The following is a 16,600-nucleotide window of genomic DNA, read 5'->3' on the forward strand; positions in this document are numbered from 1 at the left end:
ACAGCGAGGGGCGGTAGTGTGTTCAGAAACCGACAAAGAGAGATATTCATGGAAAATCCAGCCATTTTGCTGCGACGTCTGAATCCTTATTGCGCCCGTGCGATGGAAGGCGCGGCTTCACTCTGTCAGATTCGCGCGCATGCGGAAATTTTGCCAGAGCACTGGCTGCTGAAACTTCTTGAGCAGGGCGAGGGGGATCTCACAGTGCTGGCACGCCGCTACGAGTGGGACATGGACACTCTCTGGCAAGATTTACTTGCCTGGCTCGACAAACAACCGCGCTCGGTGCGCCATCGCCCGCAGCTTTCAGAAAATATCCAGGTATTGATGCAACAAGCCTGGCTGATTGCCTCACTGGCGGGAGAAGAACAGATTCGAAGTCACCACCTGCTGATGGCGCTGGTGGCTAACCAGAAGCTGGTGCGCTGCGATGGTCTGTGGCCATTGCTGACTCTGGGCCAGAGCCAGTTGGAGTGCCTGCGCCCGCTACTGGATGCTCAGTCAGACGAGCGTGCGCAGGTACAGCAGGAAGCCGAACTCACGGGGAGCCATGGTGGGGACGTGGAGTTTATCGGGCGTCCAGTCGGGAGTGAGATGAAAGAAGGGGAACTGAGTCCGGCGCTGCAGAATGCGCTGGATAAATTCACCCATGACGTCACCGCCCAGGCGCGTGAAGGCAAAATTGATCCGGTATTTGGCCGCGATAGTGAAATCCGCCAGATGGTGGACATTCTTTCTCGTCGCCGAAAAAATAACCCAATCCTGGTCGGTGAGCCAGGTGTCGGGAAAACCGCACTGGTAGAAGGTCTGGCGCTCAGAATCTCTGACGGTAATGTCCCTGAATCCCTCAAACCGGTGGTGCTACGCACTCTTGACCTCGGGCTGCTGCAGGCGGGGGCGGGAGTGAAGGGGGAATTTGAGCAGCGCCTGAAAAACGTGATTAATGCTGTACAGCAGTCTCCGGTACCTGTCTTGCTGTTTATCGATGAGGCCCATACCATCATCGGCGCAGGTAACCAGGCGGGTGGTGCTGATGCTGCCAATCTGCTGAAGCCAGCCCTGGCGCGCGGTGAGTTACGTACCATCGCCGCGACGACCTGGTCTGAGTATAAACAATACTTTGAGCGCGATGCCGCACTCGAACGCCGCTTCCAGATGGTGAAAGTTGACGAGCCGGACGACGACACGGCTTGTCTGATGTTGCGTGGCCTGAAATCCCGTTATGCCGAACATCATAATGTGCACATCACTGATGATGCGGTGTGCGCTGCCGTTACGTTATCCCGACGTTATCTGACTGGCCGTCAACTCCCGGACAAAGCCGTTGACCTGCTCGACACTGCAAGCGCTCGCGTGCGTATGAGTCTCGACACCGTACCCGAACAGTTGACCCGTATCCGTTCCCGGATTACCTCTCTTGAAATGGAGAGACAAGCGCTACAGGAAGATATTACCGTCGGTAATCAAAACCACGGTGAACGCTTGACGGCAATCGAACAGGAAGAGAAAAACGTCATCGTTGAACTCCACGAACTTGAAACCCAGTACGGCCAGGAACTGAAACTTACTGAACAACTACGGGAATGCCGCCAGGACATTTCCCGTCAGAGCGAAACGCATGCCCTGCAACAGGAGCTGAACGGTTTACAGCAGGGCAATCCGTTGTTGTCGGTGGATGTGGATGTGCGCACTGTTGCAACAGTGATTGCCGACTGGACCGGCGTGCCGCTTTCTTCGCTGATGAAAGACGAACAGACTGAACTGCTTACCCTGGAAAATGAAATCGGCAAACGTGTAGTCGGTCAGAATGTAGCACTTGAAGCCATCGCCCGGCGCCTGCGCGCCGCTAAAACCGGCCTCACCTCTGAGAACGGTCCACAGGGTGTATTCCTGCTGGTTGGCCCAAGTGGTGTAGGAAAAACTGAAACCGCGCTGGCACTGGCGGATGCGCTGTACGGTGGCGAAAAATCACTGATTACCATTAACCTGTCGGAATACCAGGAACCACACACAGTTTCCCAGCTGAAAGGTTCTCCACCTGGTTACGTCGGCTACGGCCAGGGCGGCATTCTTACTGAAGCTGTACGTAAGCGTCCGTACAGTGTGGTGCTGCTCGATGAAGTCGAAAAAGCGCACCGTGACGTGATGAATCTGTTCTATCAGGTATTCGATCGTGGTTTTATGCGCGACGGCGAAGGGCGAGAAATCGACTTCCGTAATACCGTTATTTTGATGACCTCCAACCTTGGTAGCGACCACCTGATGCAGTTGCTGAACGAACAACCGGAAGCCACCGAGGCAGACCTGCACGAACTGCTGCGCCCGATACTGCGCGACCACTTCCAGCCTGCGCTGCTCGCCCGTTTCCAGACCGTGATTTACCGTCCGCTGGCAGAAGCAGCCATGCACACGATTGTGGAGATGAAACTCTCCCAGGTCAGCCAGCGCTTACAGCGCCACTACGGCCTGACCACGCTGATTGACGAAAGTCTGTACGACGCGCTGACCGCAGCCTGCCTGTTACCGGACACCGGGGCGCGCAATGTCGACAGCTTACTCAACCAACAAATTCTGCCGGTGCTGAGTCAGCAATTGCTGGTTCATATGGCGGCGAAACAAAAGCCAGCGTCGTTGACACTGGGGTGGAATGATGAAGAAGGGGTTGTGCTGGAGTTTAAATATGACTGAAGGAACCTTATGAGTCTGACAGGTACCATCTTCAGTACGGCGAAAGTGGCAGTGACAGACCCGGTCGCCAGCACGAACCGTGATGCAGCGGAGGTCAATTGATGAGCACGTTAAATGCCCTGGTTAGCGCCTGTCAGACAGAGCCGACAACACTCCTTGACGCGACCCGTGAGCGAGTAGCGCAGTGGAACAATTGGCTGCAGCCGTTACCCGGAGAGTCATCAGTGGGAGATGACCCTGGTTATGACGATGGCTTCCAGCAAATGCGCGAGGAGGTCAACAAACTTTCCGGGGCGGATACTGAGCTTATCTGCCAGTTGGCGGAGAAAGTGCTCACCACCACCGCTAAAGACATTCGTGTGGCGACGTATTACTGCTGGGCCAGGTTGCATCGTGAAGGCGAGCAGGGGCTGGCTGAGGGGCTCGAACTGCTGGCGGGTCTGATAGACCGCTTCGGTGTGCAACTGCACCCACAGCGCAACCGCAGCCGTAAGGCAGCACTGGAGTGGCTGGCAGGTTCACGCATGACGGATTCTCTTTCACTGTATCCGGAAGTGGTCAGGGAAGATGCGCTGCGTACCATCGGTGCGCTGCTGCTGATAGCGCAGCTCACCGAAAATGAGCCGGATGAAACCCGCCCAGAACTTAACGCACTGTATGGTGCGCTGGAAAACCGACTGCAGAAAGCGGGCGGAGTGGATGCCGTTGTACCGCAGAACGCCAGTACTACCGAGACACTTTCCACGGCGAGCCACAGCGATGCCCCTGCTATCGGGAGAATCACTTCCGGTCAGGATTTGCTGGCGCAGGCGCGCACTCTTAGCGAATACCTGCGTGAACAGCCCGACGGCTGGTTGTCGGCGCACCATCTGATGAAAAGTCTGCGTCACGATACCCTGCAGGCTATTCCGGCTCCAGATGCACAGGGGCGAACTCGCATCGAACCCCCAAGAGCAGACCAGCGAGCGCTGCTCAAACGCCTGTACCTGCAGCAAAACTGGGCTGAGATTCTGGAAACGGCAGACAGTACCTTTTCCCGCGGTGCCAACCACCTGTGGCTGGATCTGCAATGGTATATCCATCAGGCGCTGACGAAGTCCGGTAAGGAGATAGTGGCTGACATTATTGCCGCTGATCTGAAGGGGCTACTGACCCGGCTATCCGGGCTGGAGACGCTGGCATTCAGTGACGGTACGCCGTTTGCTGATGAAGTGACGCTGAACTGGATCCAGCAGAGCGTACTGGATACCACCGCTGGGTGGGGCAAAGAAACGCCTTCCGCCCGTATGGCCGAAGTGAATGACGACATTCTGGCTCTGGAGTCGGAAGCCGTGGCGCTGGCGGACAGCGAAAGCCCGGATGCGGCACTGAGCTGGTTACAGCATCGACCGGGCATCGCCACTGTGCGGCAGCAGTGGCTGCTGCGCCTGCTAATGGGGCGTATTGCAGAACAGTACGGAAAAAATGAGCTCGCGGTGCACCTGTTTGCAGAGCTGGGTGAGCGTGCCACAGAAGTGGCCCTTAGCGACTGGGAACCTGAGCTGCTGTTTGAGGTACAGGCTCGTCATCTGAAACTCCTCAGACTGAAAGCCAGCCGCAGTGAGGCTGACAAGATTCGCCTCGGGCCTGCTATGGAAAAATTGCTAGGCGGGCTGATTCAGCTCGATCCGGCGCGGGCCGCGGTGTTATGTGGTTAGAGAAAGTTATTGGCTGGATAAAAGGAGGATGAATAAGTGTGGCTCATAATTTATAGCAAGGTACTTTCTCACATTTTTTCATCTGGTCAGTCATTCAGAAAAATAACTACTGAATTTGAGATTTTAAATGAGGAGATAAAACCTATGTCTCTGACTACTCGCGAAGTGGTGAGATAACTTCCACTTTTGGGGAAGAAAACATTGTTTCCTATATTTTGAGTAACTATTTTATGGATGATTTAACCCTGCGTTATTACGACGCAGAAATGCGCTACCTGCGTGAAACCGCGAAAGAGTTTGCACAAAGTTATCCGGACCGGGCAGCGATGTTAGACCTGGATAAGGCCGGCACTCCGGATCCGGTGAATAACACCTGGCGGATCGTGTTGAGTCGTGACGACCTTGACCCGGACTCAGCCAGAATCATTGAAGCAGGGAGTGAACGGTTGACTCTGAAGGCGTTGAAAGATGAATGACACTCCGCGTCCGTCGCTATATGAAACCCTGTTTGGGAATTTTACCGGAGGTCTGGATCTGAATCAGGTTAGCGAGCAGAACCAGATAATCCTCTCAGTACTGGACAATATGCAGCGCATTCTTAACAGTCGTGCCGGCACGCTGGCACATCTGCCGGACTATGGTCTACCGGATATGACCAAAATTCTCCAGGGAATGCCGGGGACGGCGCATGAAATGATGGGGACGTTATCTACCGTACTGCTCAAATATGAGCCGCGTCTGAAAAAAATAACCGTTGTTCTGCTGGAACAGGCAGTCCCTGGCGAGCTGTGCTATGCCATTGACGCTGAACTCAAAGATGTTGGTCTGGTGCGTTATGGCACTGAATTTATGCCTGAAGGGCGAGTCCTGTTGAGACACCTGAAACAGCAGTATCTCGACACGGCAGCTCGTATTTAAGGTCTGGTTTTAGCGTTTCTCCCTAACCCCGTCAGTCTCTGCTACGCCCTGAATATGCAGAACACCAAGCTGCATAAACGATCATCTTTTATAACCGCAAGTACGTCAGATGGATAACTGGTCATGAATGACATTACCCCACGTAGAATCAAAACCGGCGGTGACCCGCGAAGGTTACCGGATTATGCCGCTTTGTGTGATGAACTCAATAAGCTAACGCATCCGGCACGTCCTGATGTGAACTGGCGTTATGCTGAAAAACTGTGTCTCTCACTGTTTGAGCAAAATGGTGTTGAGCTGCAGACTGCGGCCTGGTATACGCTGGCCCGTACGCAGCTGGCCGGATTGTTTGGTCTGAATGAAGGGCTGGCAATACTGGAGGCTCTGATAAGCCATCAGTGGGGCGTGCTTTGGCCACAGCCTGTCCATGTTCGGATTGAGATCCTCAGTAATCTGAGCCAGCGTTTGCAACAACGGATGCGCTCACTTCCGCTGAAATACAGCGACCTTAGCCAACTGTATCGGGCAGAGCAACTGCTTACCCGTTTGGGGGCAGTTTTACAGCGTCTGGAACTCAGACATCTCAGTCAGCTGGATACATTGCGTACCCTGATACATAACAACGCTGTCAGGCTGGAGAACAGCGATGACACAATCTGTACAGGGGCGACAATTCAGTCGGGTATCGTTTCGCATGATCCGGTCATGAATGACGTGGGTATAACAACAGGTTCCCATACTGGTCGTTCGTTTGAAGATATCCGGGCGCCAGACAGTGCAGTGCAATGGGTGTACGTTACACAGCCGAACGTGGAGGTACTGCCGGCAATACCTGAGCCAGTAAAAAAATGGAAATCTTTTGTCGGTGGGATGTGTACCATGCTGGTGATAGGTGCAGCAACGCTATGGGCGTGGCAGTTTTTTCATCGGCCGGACCCGTTACAAACCCAGTTTACTGCCTCTCTGGCACCGTTACCCGCAGTACTCACGCCTGAACAATTGGATTTATTGCGTCAGCAATCGCCGTTGCCACAAGCTTTAATTACGCAAACACAACAGCAGCTTACGCGTCTGGACAAGCTACCGCCGGACTGGCTCATAACCCGGGAAAGGCAGCTTGTCGAACAGGCCCGGGTGATATGGCCGGAGCGCGCAAAGCCCCTGATACAGCAGTGGCAGCAACAATTTAATGTCGCTGCGTTGCCGACAGGAAATTTGAATGGCTGGCATCAGGGAATGGTTACGCTACAGAAACTGAGTGAGCGACTAAACGGACTGGATGAGCATAAGGGGAAATACATGACGGTCAGTGAGCTGAAGTCAGTGGTGTTTTCAACGATACAGTCTTTTAATCAATCCATACCGGCTGAAGAGCAACTGCGGATACTGGAACAGTCGTCGGCGGGACAACCACTTCCACCTGCCGCAGGGGCTGAGGCAGAGATGCATCTGAAACAGCTCATCGCCAGATATGCCGACATTCGACAGAATGCTTTGAAATTAAAAGGTGTTAACGATTACGAATGACCTGTAGCAACGATCTGAAATTTACCGTAGCCAGAAAAAGAAAAAGCCCCGCTTTGCAGCGAGGCCTTATAAATTTGGTGCCCGGACTCGGAATCGAACCAAGGACACGGGGATTTTCAATCCCCTGCTCTACCGACTGAGCTATCCGGGCAACGGGGCGCATTAAACCTGATTCGCCTCGTCTCGTCAATCAAATTTCTTCAATTTACGGCAGACTGCACAATCTATCATCAGTTTGCCGTTATCGCTCGTAATGTCATGCAAACCAGGCGCTCCAGGCAGCGGAAAGCGGCATTGCCAGAAGGAGGGCAGGAAGCATATTGACCACCGGGAACATTTTTATGCCGCAGATGCGTAATCCGGTTGCCAGCAGCAATAAACCACCTACGGCGCTGAAGTCCGCCATCATCGACGGTGTGGTCAGCGGTAATATCAGCGCAGCAGCCCACGCCAGCGTTAACTGGATGATGAGCAATGGAATACTAATCACCGATACCGCAATGCCAAGTGAACAGGCGAAGATCATCGCTGTAAAGAAATCAAGAAATGACTTGGCGATTAAAATACTCGGATCGCCTGTCATCCCTTCATTCATCGCGCCGAAGATCCCGGTGCCGCTGGCACAAAACAGGACAATAATCGCGACAAAATTCTGAATAAAAGATTCATGCGCAGATTTCTTGCTCGAGTGACGAAACAGATTCTGCGCTTTAGCGACCGCAGTATTGACGCCTTTTTCCAGCAGACAAATTTCGCCGATTAATGCCCCGAGTAGCGTAGCTAAAACCATCGCCGGAAGGTTGGCGCATTTCACCACCAGTAAAATACCAATTCCCAACGATGCCAGGCCAAAAATGGACGTCATAGAGACGCGGATGTGTTCCGGTAAGCGTTGGCTAAGCAGTGCGCCGAGGGCGCCACCCAGTAATACTGCACTTGCGTTGATAAAAGGGCCGATGACCACAAGAGTTCCTGTTAATTGTGTTGTTTGATGTTTTTATTATGAACTTTTTGCCCCGTCGATTGCTTGTCTGGTCGCAAAGTCCTGGCTTGCACGCGTTAGCGAAAAGTGCCATGATTGCGCGAATTTTCTCCTTCCTGTACGGAGCTTGCTTGATGCACGCCGCCTCCTTACATTCTTTCGCTTATCGCCGTTTCGCGCGAAATGTCTCCTGTTCTGTGACGCTGCTTTTTATGCGGTGACGTTAACGTATGCTCACTGCAGGGCAACAGTAAAATCAGAGCGTTTCTGCTTTTACTGATGTCTGGCGGTCGGAGCTGGTGACCAGTTTGACCCACATCTCATGGGGCGGGGGTTCCACCTTGCCCGGTATTTTTACTTCCCCGAAACGGGTTTTGCGCTTATGAAATCAATGAGTATTGCCGCCAGTGGTGAACTGGTTTCCCGACTTTCTACCCATCGCCGCGTGGTGGCGCTGGAAGATACTGATTTTACGGACGTCGCGGCAGTCGTCATTACCGCTGCGGATAGTCGTAGCGGCATCCTTGCGTTACTTAAGCGCACCGGTTTTCATCTGCCGGTGTTTTTGTATTCTGAAGATGCGGTTGAATTGCCCGCGGGCGTTACGGCTATCATCAACGGCAATGAGCAGCAGTGGCTGGAGCTGGAATCCGCAGCCTGTCAGTATGAAGAGAATTTGCTGCCGCCATTTTATGACACGCTGACCCAGTACGTTGAGATGGGCAATAGCACCTTTGCTTGTCCTGGGCATCAACATGGTGCGTTCTTTAAAAAGCATCCTGCCGGACGCCATTTTTACGATTTCTTTGGTGAGAACGTCTTTCGCGCCGATATGTGTAACGCTGACGTAAAATTGGGCGATCTGCTTATTCATGAAGGTTCCGCAAAGGATGCGCAGAAATTCGCCGCCAAAGTCTTTCATGCCGATAAAACCTATTTTGTGCTGAACGGCACATCGGCAGCGAATAAAGTGGTGACGAATGCGCTGTTAACGCGTGGTGATCTGGTGCTCTTCGACCGTAACAACCATAAGTCGAATCATCACGGTGCGCTGATTCAGGCGGGGGCGACGCCGGTGTATCTGGAAGCCTCACGCAACCCATTCGGTTTCATTGGCGGGATTGATGCGCACTGTTTTAATGAAGAGTATCTGCGCCAGCAAATTCGCGACGTTGCGCCAGAAAAAGCCGAACTGCCGCGCCCGTTCCGCCTGGCGATTATTCAGCTGGGAACCTATGACGGCACTATCTACAACGCCCGCCAGGTGATCGATACCATTGGGCATCTGTGTGATTACATTCTGTTTGATTCTGCATGGGTCGGTTACGAACAGTTTATCCCGATGATGGCAGATAGCTCGCCGCTGCTGTTAGAACTTAACGAAAACGATCCGGGGATCTTTGTGACTCAGTCGGTGCACAAACAGCAGGCGGGATTCTCACAGACGTCGCAGGTCCATAAAAAAGATAACCATATCCGCGGACAGGCGCGTTTTTGCCCGCATAAACGGTTGAACAATGCTTTTATGCTGCACGCCTCTACCAGCCCGTTTTACCCGCTGTTTGCCGCGCTGGACGTTAACGCCAAAATTCATGAAGGGGAGAGTGGGCGTCGGCTGTGGGCTGAGTGCGTTGAGATAGGGATTGAAGCGCGGAAAGCGATTCTTGCGCGCTGTAAGCTGTTCCGCCCGTTTATCCCGCCCGTTGTTGATGGCAAATTGTGGCAGGATTATCCGACGTCAGTGTTAGCCAACGACCGCCGTTTTTTCAGTTTTGAGCCGGGGGCGAAGTGGCACGGCTTTGAAGGATATGCCGCGGATCAGTATTTTGTTGATCCGTGCAAGCTGTTACTCACCACGCCGGGTATCGATGCCGAAACAGGCGAATATAGTGATTTTGGCGTTCCAGCGACGATTCTGGCGCACTATCTGCGTGAGAACGGCATTGTGCCAGAGAAGTGCGATCTCAACTCCATTCTGTTCTTATTAACTCCGGCGGAAAGCCACGAGAAGCTGGCACAGCTGGTGGCGATGCTGGCGCAATTTGAACAACATATTGAGGATGACTCGCCGCTGTCTGAAGTGTTGCCGAGTGTTTATAACAAATACCCGGTGCGCTATCGCGACTATACCCTGCGCCAGTTGTGTCAGGAGATGCACGATCTGTATGTCAGTTTCGACGTCAAAGACCTGCAAAAAGCGATGTTCCGCCAGCAGAGTTTCCCGTCAGTGGTGATGAACCCCCAGGATGCGCATAGCGCTTATATTCGTGGTGAAGTGGAGTTGGTGCGCATTCGTGATGCCGAAGGGCGAATTGCGGCGGAAGGCGCGCTGCCGTATCCACCTGGCGTGCTTTGCGTGGTGCCAGGAGAAATGTGGGGCGGAGCGGTCCAGCGTTATTTCCTTGCGCTGGAAGAAGGCGTGAATTTGCTGCCGGGATTTTCGCCGGAGCTACAAGGTGTCTATAGCGAAACCGATGCGGATGGAATGAAACGGTTATACGGTTATGTGTTGAAGTAAGAATAAAAAACGGGGCACCTTCTGGCGCCCCGTTTTTCTTTGCGTAATTAGTGGTTAACAGTTTGTGTACCGGCAGGGACACGAACGTGTTTGTATTTAAACATCGCCATGAATGCGAAGGCCAGAATCACGGAGTAACCTGCGAAAATCAGCCATACTGTCTGCCAGTCGGTAATGCCGTTTTGGGTGTACATCTCAACCACTTTACCGCTCACGATGCCACCGAGGATACAGCCGAAGCCGTTGGTCATCATCAGGAACATCCCTTGCGCACTGGCGCGAATCGCCGGGCTAACTTCTTTTTCGACAAACACCGAACCAGAGATGTTGAAGAAGTCGAACGCACAGCCGTAAACAATCATCGACAGAACCAGCAGTACGGTACCGAACGGAGTCGGGTCGCCGTAAGCAAACAGCGCAAAACGCAGGATCCATGCCACGATACTGATCATCATTACGTTCTTAATGCCGTAGCGGCTTAAGAAGAACGGGATGGTCAGAATGAACAGGGTTTCAGAGATCTGCGAAATCGACATGATGATTGACGCATGCTGCACAATAAAGCTGCTGGCAAACATCGGATCTTTGTCGAAGCTGTGCAGGAAGGTATTACCGAACATGTTGGTAATCTGCAGTTCCGCACCCAGCAGCATCGAGAAGATGAAGAAAATCGCCATACGCTTGTTTTTAAACAGCGCGAATGCATCGAGGCCGAGCAGCGTCGTCCAGCTCTGATTAGCTTGCTGTTTAGCAACCGGAATATACGGCAGCGTAAAGGTGAACAGCACCAGAACGGCGGAGAGTGCTGCGCCAATATATAGCTGCATGTGGCTCAATTCAAAGCCAGACAGGCTCACTACCCACATCGCCATGATAAAGCCGATGGTGCCCCAGATACGGATTGGCGGGAAATCAGTCACGATATCCATTCCGGCATTTTGCAGGCGATAGTAGGAGATGGTGTTGATTAACCCAAGCGTTGGCATATAAGCAAACGAGTTAATCAATATCACGAGGAACATCGCCTCCGGGGTGGTAACTTGTGCCGCCATGAAGAGGGTGATTGCGCCGATGGTGTGACAAATAGCATACACCCATTTCGCACTTAACCATTTGTCGGCCACAATCCCCAGCAAAGCAGGCATAAAGACCGCAGCGATACCCAGTGAGCTATAAACAGCGCCAATGGAAGCACCGTCGAACTTCAGGGTAACGAACATATATGAGCCGAGGGTCGTCAGCCAACTTCCCCACAGACAGAACTGCAGAAAAGAGAGGATTTTCAGCTGCAGCTTAAGATTCATGTTAATTTCCTCACATCATAATGCGGATGAGTGTTTTAAAAAGCACATTTGACCGTGCAAGATGATGCGATTCTATCAACTTCGCGGACTGTTTTTTTGTTACCCGTGGCAAATAATTGCAAATAATATCGTTTTGCAAAACATAATTGTGATGTAGATAACACTTTTGCCCCTGAACATCGTCAAGGGGCAATAAGTGCAATTATCGGCGACGGTAAGATTTTTGCGCCGTGTTCACTTTATAAAGATAACGGCGAGATTCCGCAGAGGGATGGCGGGTCGTCAGCGTCTGATAAACATCGCCCGGTGTCATGGTATTAATAATATTAGCCGCCTGAATCTTATCGTTAGAGAAAACGCGTAACACGCTGCCTGCACCACCGTTATAGGCGGTGATGACGGCATAACGCCGCGACGTTGAGTTATCAATTCCGCCGAGATAAACATTGTTCAGTATCGCCAGATACGCGGTGCCGGTATCAATATTGCTGGCAGGATCAAACAAGAAACTGCGGCTTGGCGTGCCGGATTTCCCCTGCGAGCGGAACACATCTTTCCCGGCAGTATGTTGTACCACCTGCATTAATCCCAGCGCGTCGGAACGGCTGACCGCATACGGGTTAAAGGAAGATTCGGTCTGCATAATTGCCAGAATCAGCGACTCATCAACGCCATATTTCCGTGACGCCTGGCGGACCATGCCGAGATATTTGTGCGCACGTTTATCAAGGTGGTTCGGCACCATGTTAATGGTGACGCTGTAGATGATACGCAGTCCGTTGCTGCGGCTTTTCAGACGGTTTTTCAGCAGATAATCCGCGAAGTTACTCGCACGGCCTTCCCAGCGAATCGGCTGCCCGGTGTTATCCACCACCTGACCGTAAAGGAAAGGTTCTTTCGAAATCGTAATATCATCAACGTCGGAATAGAGATCGACCGAACTCGGATCGTCACCCATCAGCAACGTTTTGATAATTGCCCGGCGCAAATGCGCGGCAGGTTCTGTCCCGGCGATGGTTTCGATAGTAATCGTACCGTCATCGAAGTTGATGTGGCTGCGGGTCTGATATTGATCGGTGTATTTCACGTAGTCCTTAGGACCGGCGATCACCACCTCTTTGAATCCCCAAATGTTCTCAATATTGTGGGCAAATTGCCCCATCAGAATATCAAAACCGTTGGTATCTTTGACCCAGGCTTCATTATAGGTATCGCCTTTTTTGGTCGTCGAACAGGAGATGAGCAACGGCGCAATCAAAGCCAGCGCGAGATATTTTTTCATCATTCCGGGTGCGTGTTGTGTTTGTTTTTATGCAAGTTGCCGGAGACGTGCTCCGGCACAGTTTTTATTTTTTATCTTCCGGCGTATAGCCCTCGATATGCACCTCTTTACCCTCGAACAGGAAGTTGACCATCTCCTGCTCCAGCAGTTTGCGGTGCTCGGCATTCATCATGTTGAGTTTCTTTTCATTAATCAGCATGGTTTGTTTGTGCTGCCACTGCGCCCAGGCTTCTTTGGAGATCTCGTTATAGATGCGTTTTCCCAGTTCGCCGGGGTACAGCTGAAAATCCTGACCTTCTGCTTCACGTTGCAGGAAAGTACAAAAAATCGTTCTGCTCATAAATCATCCTCTTTATCGACTCACGCGCTAAACCTGCGCGCCAGTGCGTAACTGCTGTAACAAACGCTCCACGGGAGCCGCCAGGCCAACTGACGGCGGTTGCGCTAAGTTATACCAGAGCGCATTGCCTTCATCCATGCAGTCGGTGAATGACGACACGGGAAGCCACATAGGCACAATATCTAAATGGAAATGGCTGAAGGTATGGCGAAACGCGGTCAGTTGCGTCAGGTTATCGGCAGCAATCTGCCGTTGCGCCAGCCATTGCTGCAAACTTTCTTCGTTGGCAAACTGCGGGAAACAGTATAAACCGCCCCACAATCCGCTCGGCGGGCGCTGCGCCAGCAATACTTCATCTTCGTGCTGTAACAGCAGAAAGTAGCCGGTGCGCTCCGGCAGCGTCTGTTTCGGTTTTTTGCCCGGATAAAGCGACCAGCTATTATTGGCGGCGGCAATACATTCGTTTTGTAGCGGACAGAGCGAGCATTTCGGCTTCGAACGCGTACAAATCATCGCGCCCAAATCCATCATCGCCTGATTAAACCGCTCCACGCCGACCGCGGGCGTCACCTGCTCGCTCAAACTCCATAGTTTATTCTCGACCTCTTTTTTCCCAGGCCAGCCGCTTACAGCATAGCAGCGCGCCAGCACGCGTTTGACGTTACCGTCGAGAATCGGAAAGTGCTTACCCAGAGAAAGCGAGAGAATCGCGCCTGCGGTGGAACGCCCAACGCCCGGTAACGCCGCGACTTCTTCAAAGGTTTCCGGGAATTTACCGCCGTGTAAGGTAGCAACTTGCTGTGCCGCTTTATGCAGATTGCGCGCGCGGGCGTAATAGCCAAGCCCGGTCCACAAGTGGAGAACTTCGTCCAGTGGCGCATTGGCGAGGTCGGTCACCGTCGGGAAGCGCGCCATAAAGCGTTCAAAATAGGGGATAACGGTCGCAACCTGAGTTTGTTGCAACATCACTTCTGAGAGCCATACTTTGTAGGGCGTCTTGTCAATTTGCCAGGGCAGCGTTTTCCGCCCGTATTTATCGTACCAGTCCAGAACCTGGGCTGAAAATTGCGACGCTTGCATGGTCACCGAATTCACTGTTGTTGGGGGCAAGATTGCAGCACAGCCGCGGCGGGGTGTAAACCGGAACTTTCCGCAGCTACGGCCTTATCATGCTTGCATCCGGCAACTAACTTTGGATAATGCCCGTTTTCAGAACACTTTCACAAGCGACTAAATCTTTATGAAAAACGACGTCATCTCACCGGAATTTGATGAAAACGGCCGCCCACTGCGCCGTATCCGTAGTTTTGTGCGCCGCCAGGGGCGACTGACCAAAGGCCAGGAACATGCGCTGGAAAACTACTGGCCGGTGATGGGCGTTGAGTTCAGCGAAGATATGCTGGATTTCCCTGCGCTTTTTGGCCGTGAAGCGCCAGTGACGCTTGAGATTGGTTTTGGCATGGGCGCGTCGCTGGTGGCAATGGCCAAAGATCGCCCTGAGCAGGACTTCCTCGGCATTGAAGTGCATTCCCCGGGCGTGGGTGCGTGCCTGGCTTCTGCGCATGAAGAGGGCTTAAGCAACCTGCGCGTGATGTGTCATGACGCGGTTGAAGTGCTGCATAAAATGATTCCTGACAATTCATTGCGCATGGTGCAGCTCTTTTTCCCTGACCCGTGGCACAAAGCGCGCCATAATAAACGCCGTATCGTTCAGGTGCCGTTTGCCGAACTGGTAAAAAGCAAACTGCAGCTGGGGGGCGTATTCCATATGGCGACCGACTGGGAACCTTATGCGGAACATATGCTTGAAGTGATGTCTTCTATTGACGGTTATAAAAACCTGTCAGAGAGCAATGATTACGTACCGCGTCCGGCATCACGTCCGGTGACGAAATTTGAACAACGTGGTCATCGTCTTGGTCACGGAGTATGGGACTTAATGTTCGAGAGGGTGAAATAATGGCAAAGAACCGTAGCCGTCGTCTGCGTAAAAAAATGCACATCGACGAATTCCAGGAATTAGGATTTTCGGTGGCATGGCGATTCCCGGAAGGTACATCGGAAGAGCAGATTGATAAAACCGTTGATGACTTTATTAACGAGGTTATCGAACCGAACAAACTGGCCTTTGACGGCAGCGGGTATCTGGCCTGGGAAGGTCTGATCTGCATGCAGGAAATCGGCAAATGCACCGAAGAGCATCAAGCGATTGTGCGTAAGTGGCTGGAAGAGCGCAAACTGGATGAGGTACGCACCAGCGAACTTTTCGATGTTTGGTGGGACTAAGAAAGCATACGGGCGATGACAAATGCAAAACTGCCTGATGCGCTACGCTTATCAGGCCTACAAAGATGTACGATCGAGTAGGCCGGATAAAGCATTTACGCCGCATCCGGCATGGACAACGTGTACATTGTTATCAATCTGGGGCCAGCAAATGCTGGCCTGATTTGTTCTTGAGGGAAGACTATGATGCGCAAAATGCTGCTGGCGGCAGCACTTTCAGTGACGGCAATGACCGCTCACGCCGACTACCAGTGCAGCGTCACGCCGCGTGACGATGTGATTGTCAGCCCGCAAACCGTGCAGGTGAAGGGCGAAAACGGCAATCTGGTGATCACGCCAGACGGCAATGTGATGTACAACGGCAAGCAATATTCACTGAACGCCGCCCAGCGCGAGCAGGCGAAGGATTATCAGGCCGAACTGCGCAGCACGCTGCCGTGGATTGATGAAGGTGCGAAAAGCCGCGTAGAGAAAGCACGCGTTGCGCTGGATAAAATTATCGTTCAGGAGATGGGCGAAAGCAGCAAAATGCGCAGCCGTCTGACCAAACTTGATGCGCAGCTGAAAGAACAGATGAATCGCATTATCGAAACGCGCAGCGATGGCCTGACATTTCACTATAAAGCCATTGATCAGGTTCGCGCCGAAGGTCAGCAGTTAGTGAATCAGGCGATGGGCGGAATTTTGCAGGACAGCATTAACGAAATGGGCGCGAAAGCGGTGCTGAAAAGCGGCGGCAACCCGTTACAGAATGTGCTGGGAAGCCTGGGGGGACTGCAATCCTCAATCCAGACCGAGTGGAAAAAGCAGGAAAAAGATTTCCAGCAATTTGGCAAAGATGTTTGTAGCCGTGTTGTGACTCTGGAAGACAGCCGTAAAGCCCTGGTCGGGAATTTGAAATAATCCTCTAGTTTAAGACGGCATAATGCTTTTTTATGCCGTTTAATTCTTCATTTTGTTACCTGCCTCTAACTTTATAGATCTCCAAAATCTATTCACAAAGTAAATTGTTTAACGTCAAATTTCCTATACAAAGCTAAGGGATAATGCGTAGCGTT

Annotated in this window: 13 protein-coding genes, 1 tRNA gene and 2 pseudogenes; 10 read left to right on the forward strand and 6 right to left on the reverse strand. The window is 52.3% G+C overall.

Features of this window, described 5'->3' with window-relative positions:
- Window positions 1-48 precede the first annotated feature (48 nt).
- The 6 genes and pseudogenes from tssH (at window position 49) to D9736_RS07280 (ending at window position 6,830) form a co-directional block, all read left to right on the forward strand.
- Window positions 49-2,688 (forward strand): type VI secretion system ATPase TssH, encoded by a 2,640-nt coding sequence (gene tssH, locus D9736_RS07260; protein ID WP_130258029.1) that lies wholly within the window; start codon window positions 49-51, stop codon window positions 2,686-2,688.
- A gap of 101 nt (window positions 2,689-2,789) precedes the next feature.
- Window positions 2,790-4,385, forward strand: coding sequence for a type VI secretion system protein TssA (gene tssA, locus D9736_RS07265; protein WP_130258030.1), 1,596 nt, complete (start codon window positions 2,790-2,792; stop codon window positions 4,383-4,385).
- 230 nt (window positions 4,386-4,615) lie between these two features.
- A pseudogene (locus D9736_RS23455) lies at window positions 4,616-4,747 on the forward strand (type VI secretion system baseplate subunit TssF); the annotation flags it as partial.
- A pseudogene (locus tag D9736_RS23830) lies at window positions 4,736-4,861 on the forward strand (type VI secretion system lipoprotein TssJ); the annotation flags it as partial. The pseudogenes D9736_RS23455 and D9736_RS23830, both read left to right, overlap by 12 nt.
- Window positions 4,854-5,303, forward strand: coding sequence for a type VI secretion system baseplate subunit TssE (tssE, locus tag D9736_RS07275; RefSeq protein WP_130207931.1), 450 nt, complete (start codon window positions 4,854-4,856; stop codon window positions 5,301-5,303). The pseudogene D9736_RS23830 and the gene tssE, both read left to right, overlap by 8 nt.
- A 123-nt stretch (window positions 5,304-5,426) precedes the next feature.
- The gene (locus D9736_RS07280; RefSeq protein WP_130258032.1) at window positions 5,427-6,830 is read left to right on the forward strand and encodes a VasL domain-containing protein; all 1,404 of its coding nucleotides are present in this window, start codon (window positions 5,427-5,429) and stop codon (window positions 6,828-6,830) included.
- A 75-nt stretch (window positions 6,831-6,905) separates the two neighbouring features.
- Here the strand turns inward: D9736_RS07280 and D9736_RS07285 are convergent.
- Both D9736_RS07285 and D9736_RS07290 read right to left on the reverse strand, forming a co-directional pair.
- Window positions 6,906-6,981, reverse strand: a tRNA-Phe gene (locus D9736_RS07285).
- A gap of 105 nt (window positions 6,982-7,086) precedes the next feature.
- Window positions 7,087-7,794, reverse strand: a complete 708-nt coding sequence (locus D9736_RS07290; protein WP_130258033.1) for a DUF554 domain-containing protein — start codon at window positions 7,792-7,794, stop codon at window positions 7,087-7,089.
- Between the two features lie 400 nt (window positions 7,795-8,194).
- Between D9736_RS07290 and speC the strand changes: the two genes are divergently transcribed.
- On the forward strand, window positions 8,195-10,330 hold the full coding sequence (speC, locus tag D9736_RS07295) for an ornithine decarboxylase (protein ID WP_130258034.1): 2,136 nt from the start codon (window positions 8,195-8,197) through the stop codon (window positions 10,328-10,330).
- Between the two features lie 47 nt (window positions 10,331-10,377).
- Here speC and nupG read toward each other — a convergent pair whose 3' ends face one another.
- The 4 genes from nupG to mutY all read right to left on the reverse strand — a co-directional run bounded on the left by nupG (window position 10,378) and on the right by mutY (window position 14,336).
- Complete coding sequence (gene nupG / locus D9736_RS07300) at window positions 10,378-11,634, reverse strand: nucleoside permease NupG (RefSeq protein WP_130207923.1); 1,257 nt, start codon at window positions 11,632-11,634, stop codon at window positions 10,378-10,380.
- Between the two features lie 202 nt (window positions 11,635-11,836).
- A complete protein-coding gene (gene mltC / locus D9736_RS07305; protein ID WP_130258134.1) occupies window positions 11,837-12,916 on the reverse strand; it encodes a membrane-bound lytic murein transglycosylase MltC in 1,080 nt (359 codons plus the stop codon).
- A gap of 64 nt (window positions 12,917-12,980) precedes the next feature.
- Window positions 12,981-13,256, reverse strand: coding sequence for an oxidative damage protection protein (locus D9736_RS07310; RefSeq protein WP_000091700.1), 276 nt, complete (start codon window positions 13,254-13,256; stop codon window positions 12,981-12,983).
- 27 nt (window positions 13,257-13,283) lie between these two features.
- Window positions 13,284-14,336 (reverse strand): A/G-specific adenine glycosylase, encoded by a 1,053-nt coding sequence (mutY, locus tag D9736_RS07315; protein WP_130258035.1) that lies wholly within the window; start codon window positions 14,334-14,336, stop codon window positions 13,284-13,286.
- Between the two features lie 160 nt (window positions 14,337-14,496).
- On the opposite strand from mutY, the gene trmB reads away from it, so the two are divergent.
- The 3 genes from trmB to D9736_RS07330 all read left to right on the forward strand — a co-directional run bounded on the left by trmB (window position 14,497) and on the right by D9736_RS07330 (window position 16,445).
- Complete coding sequence (trmB, locus tag D9736_RS07320; protein ID WP_000786911.1) at window positions 14,497-15,216, forward strand: tRNA (guanosine(46)-N7)-methyltransferase TrmB; 720 nt, start codon at window positions 14,497-14,499, stop codon at window positions 15,214-15,216.
- On the forward strand, window positions 15,216-15,542 hold the full coding sequence (locus D9736_RS07325) for a YggL family protein (protein WP_001107564.1): 327 nt from the start codon (window positions 15,216-15,218) through the stop codon (window positions 15,540-15,542). Before trmB ends, D9736_RS07325 begins: the two co-directional genes overlap by 1 nt.
- A 183-nt stretch (window positions 15,543-15,725) precedes the next feature.
- A complete protein-coding gene (locus D9736_RS07330; RefSeq protein ID WP_000984799.1) occupies window positions 15,726-16,445 on the forward strand; it encodes a DUF2884 family protein in 720 nt (239 codons plus the stop codon).
- Window positions 16,446-16,600 lie beyond the last annotated feature (155 nt).

The sequence above is a fragment of the Escherichia sp. E10V10 genome (assembly GCF_004211985.1).
GTDB lineage: Bacteria > Pseudomonadota > Gammaproteobacteria > Enterobacterales > Enterobacteriaceae > Escherichia.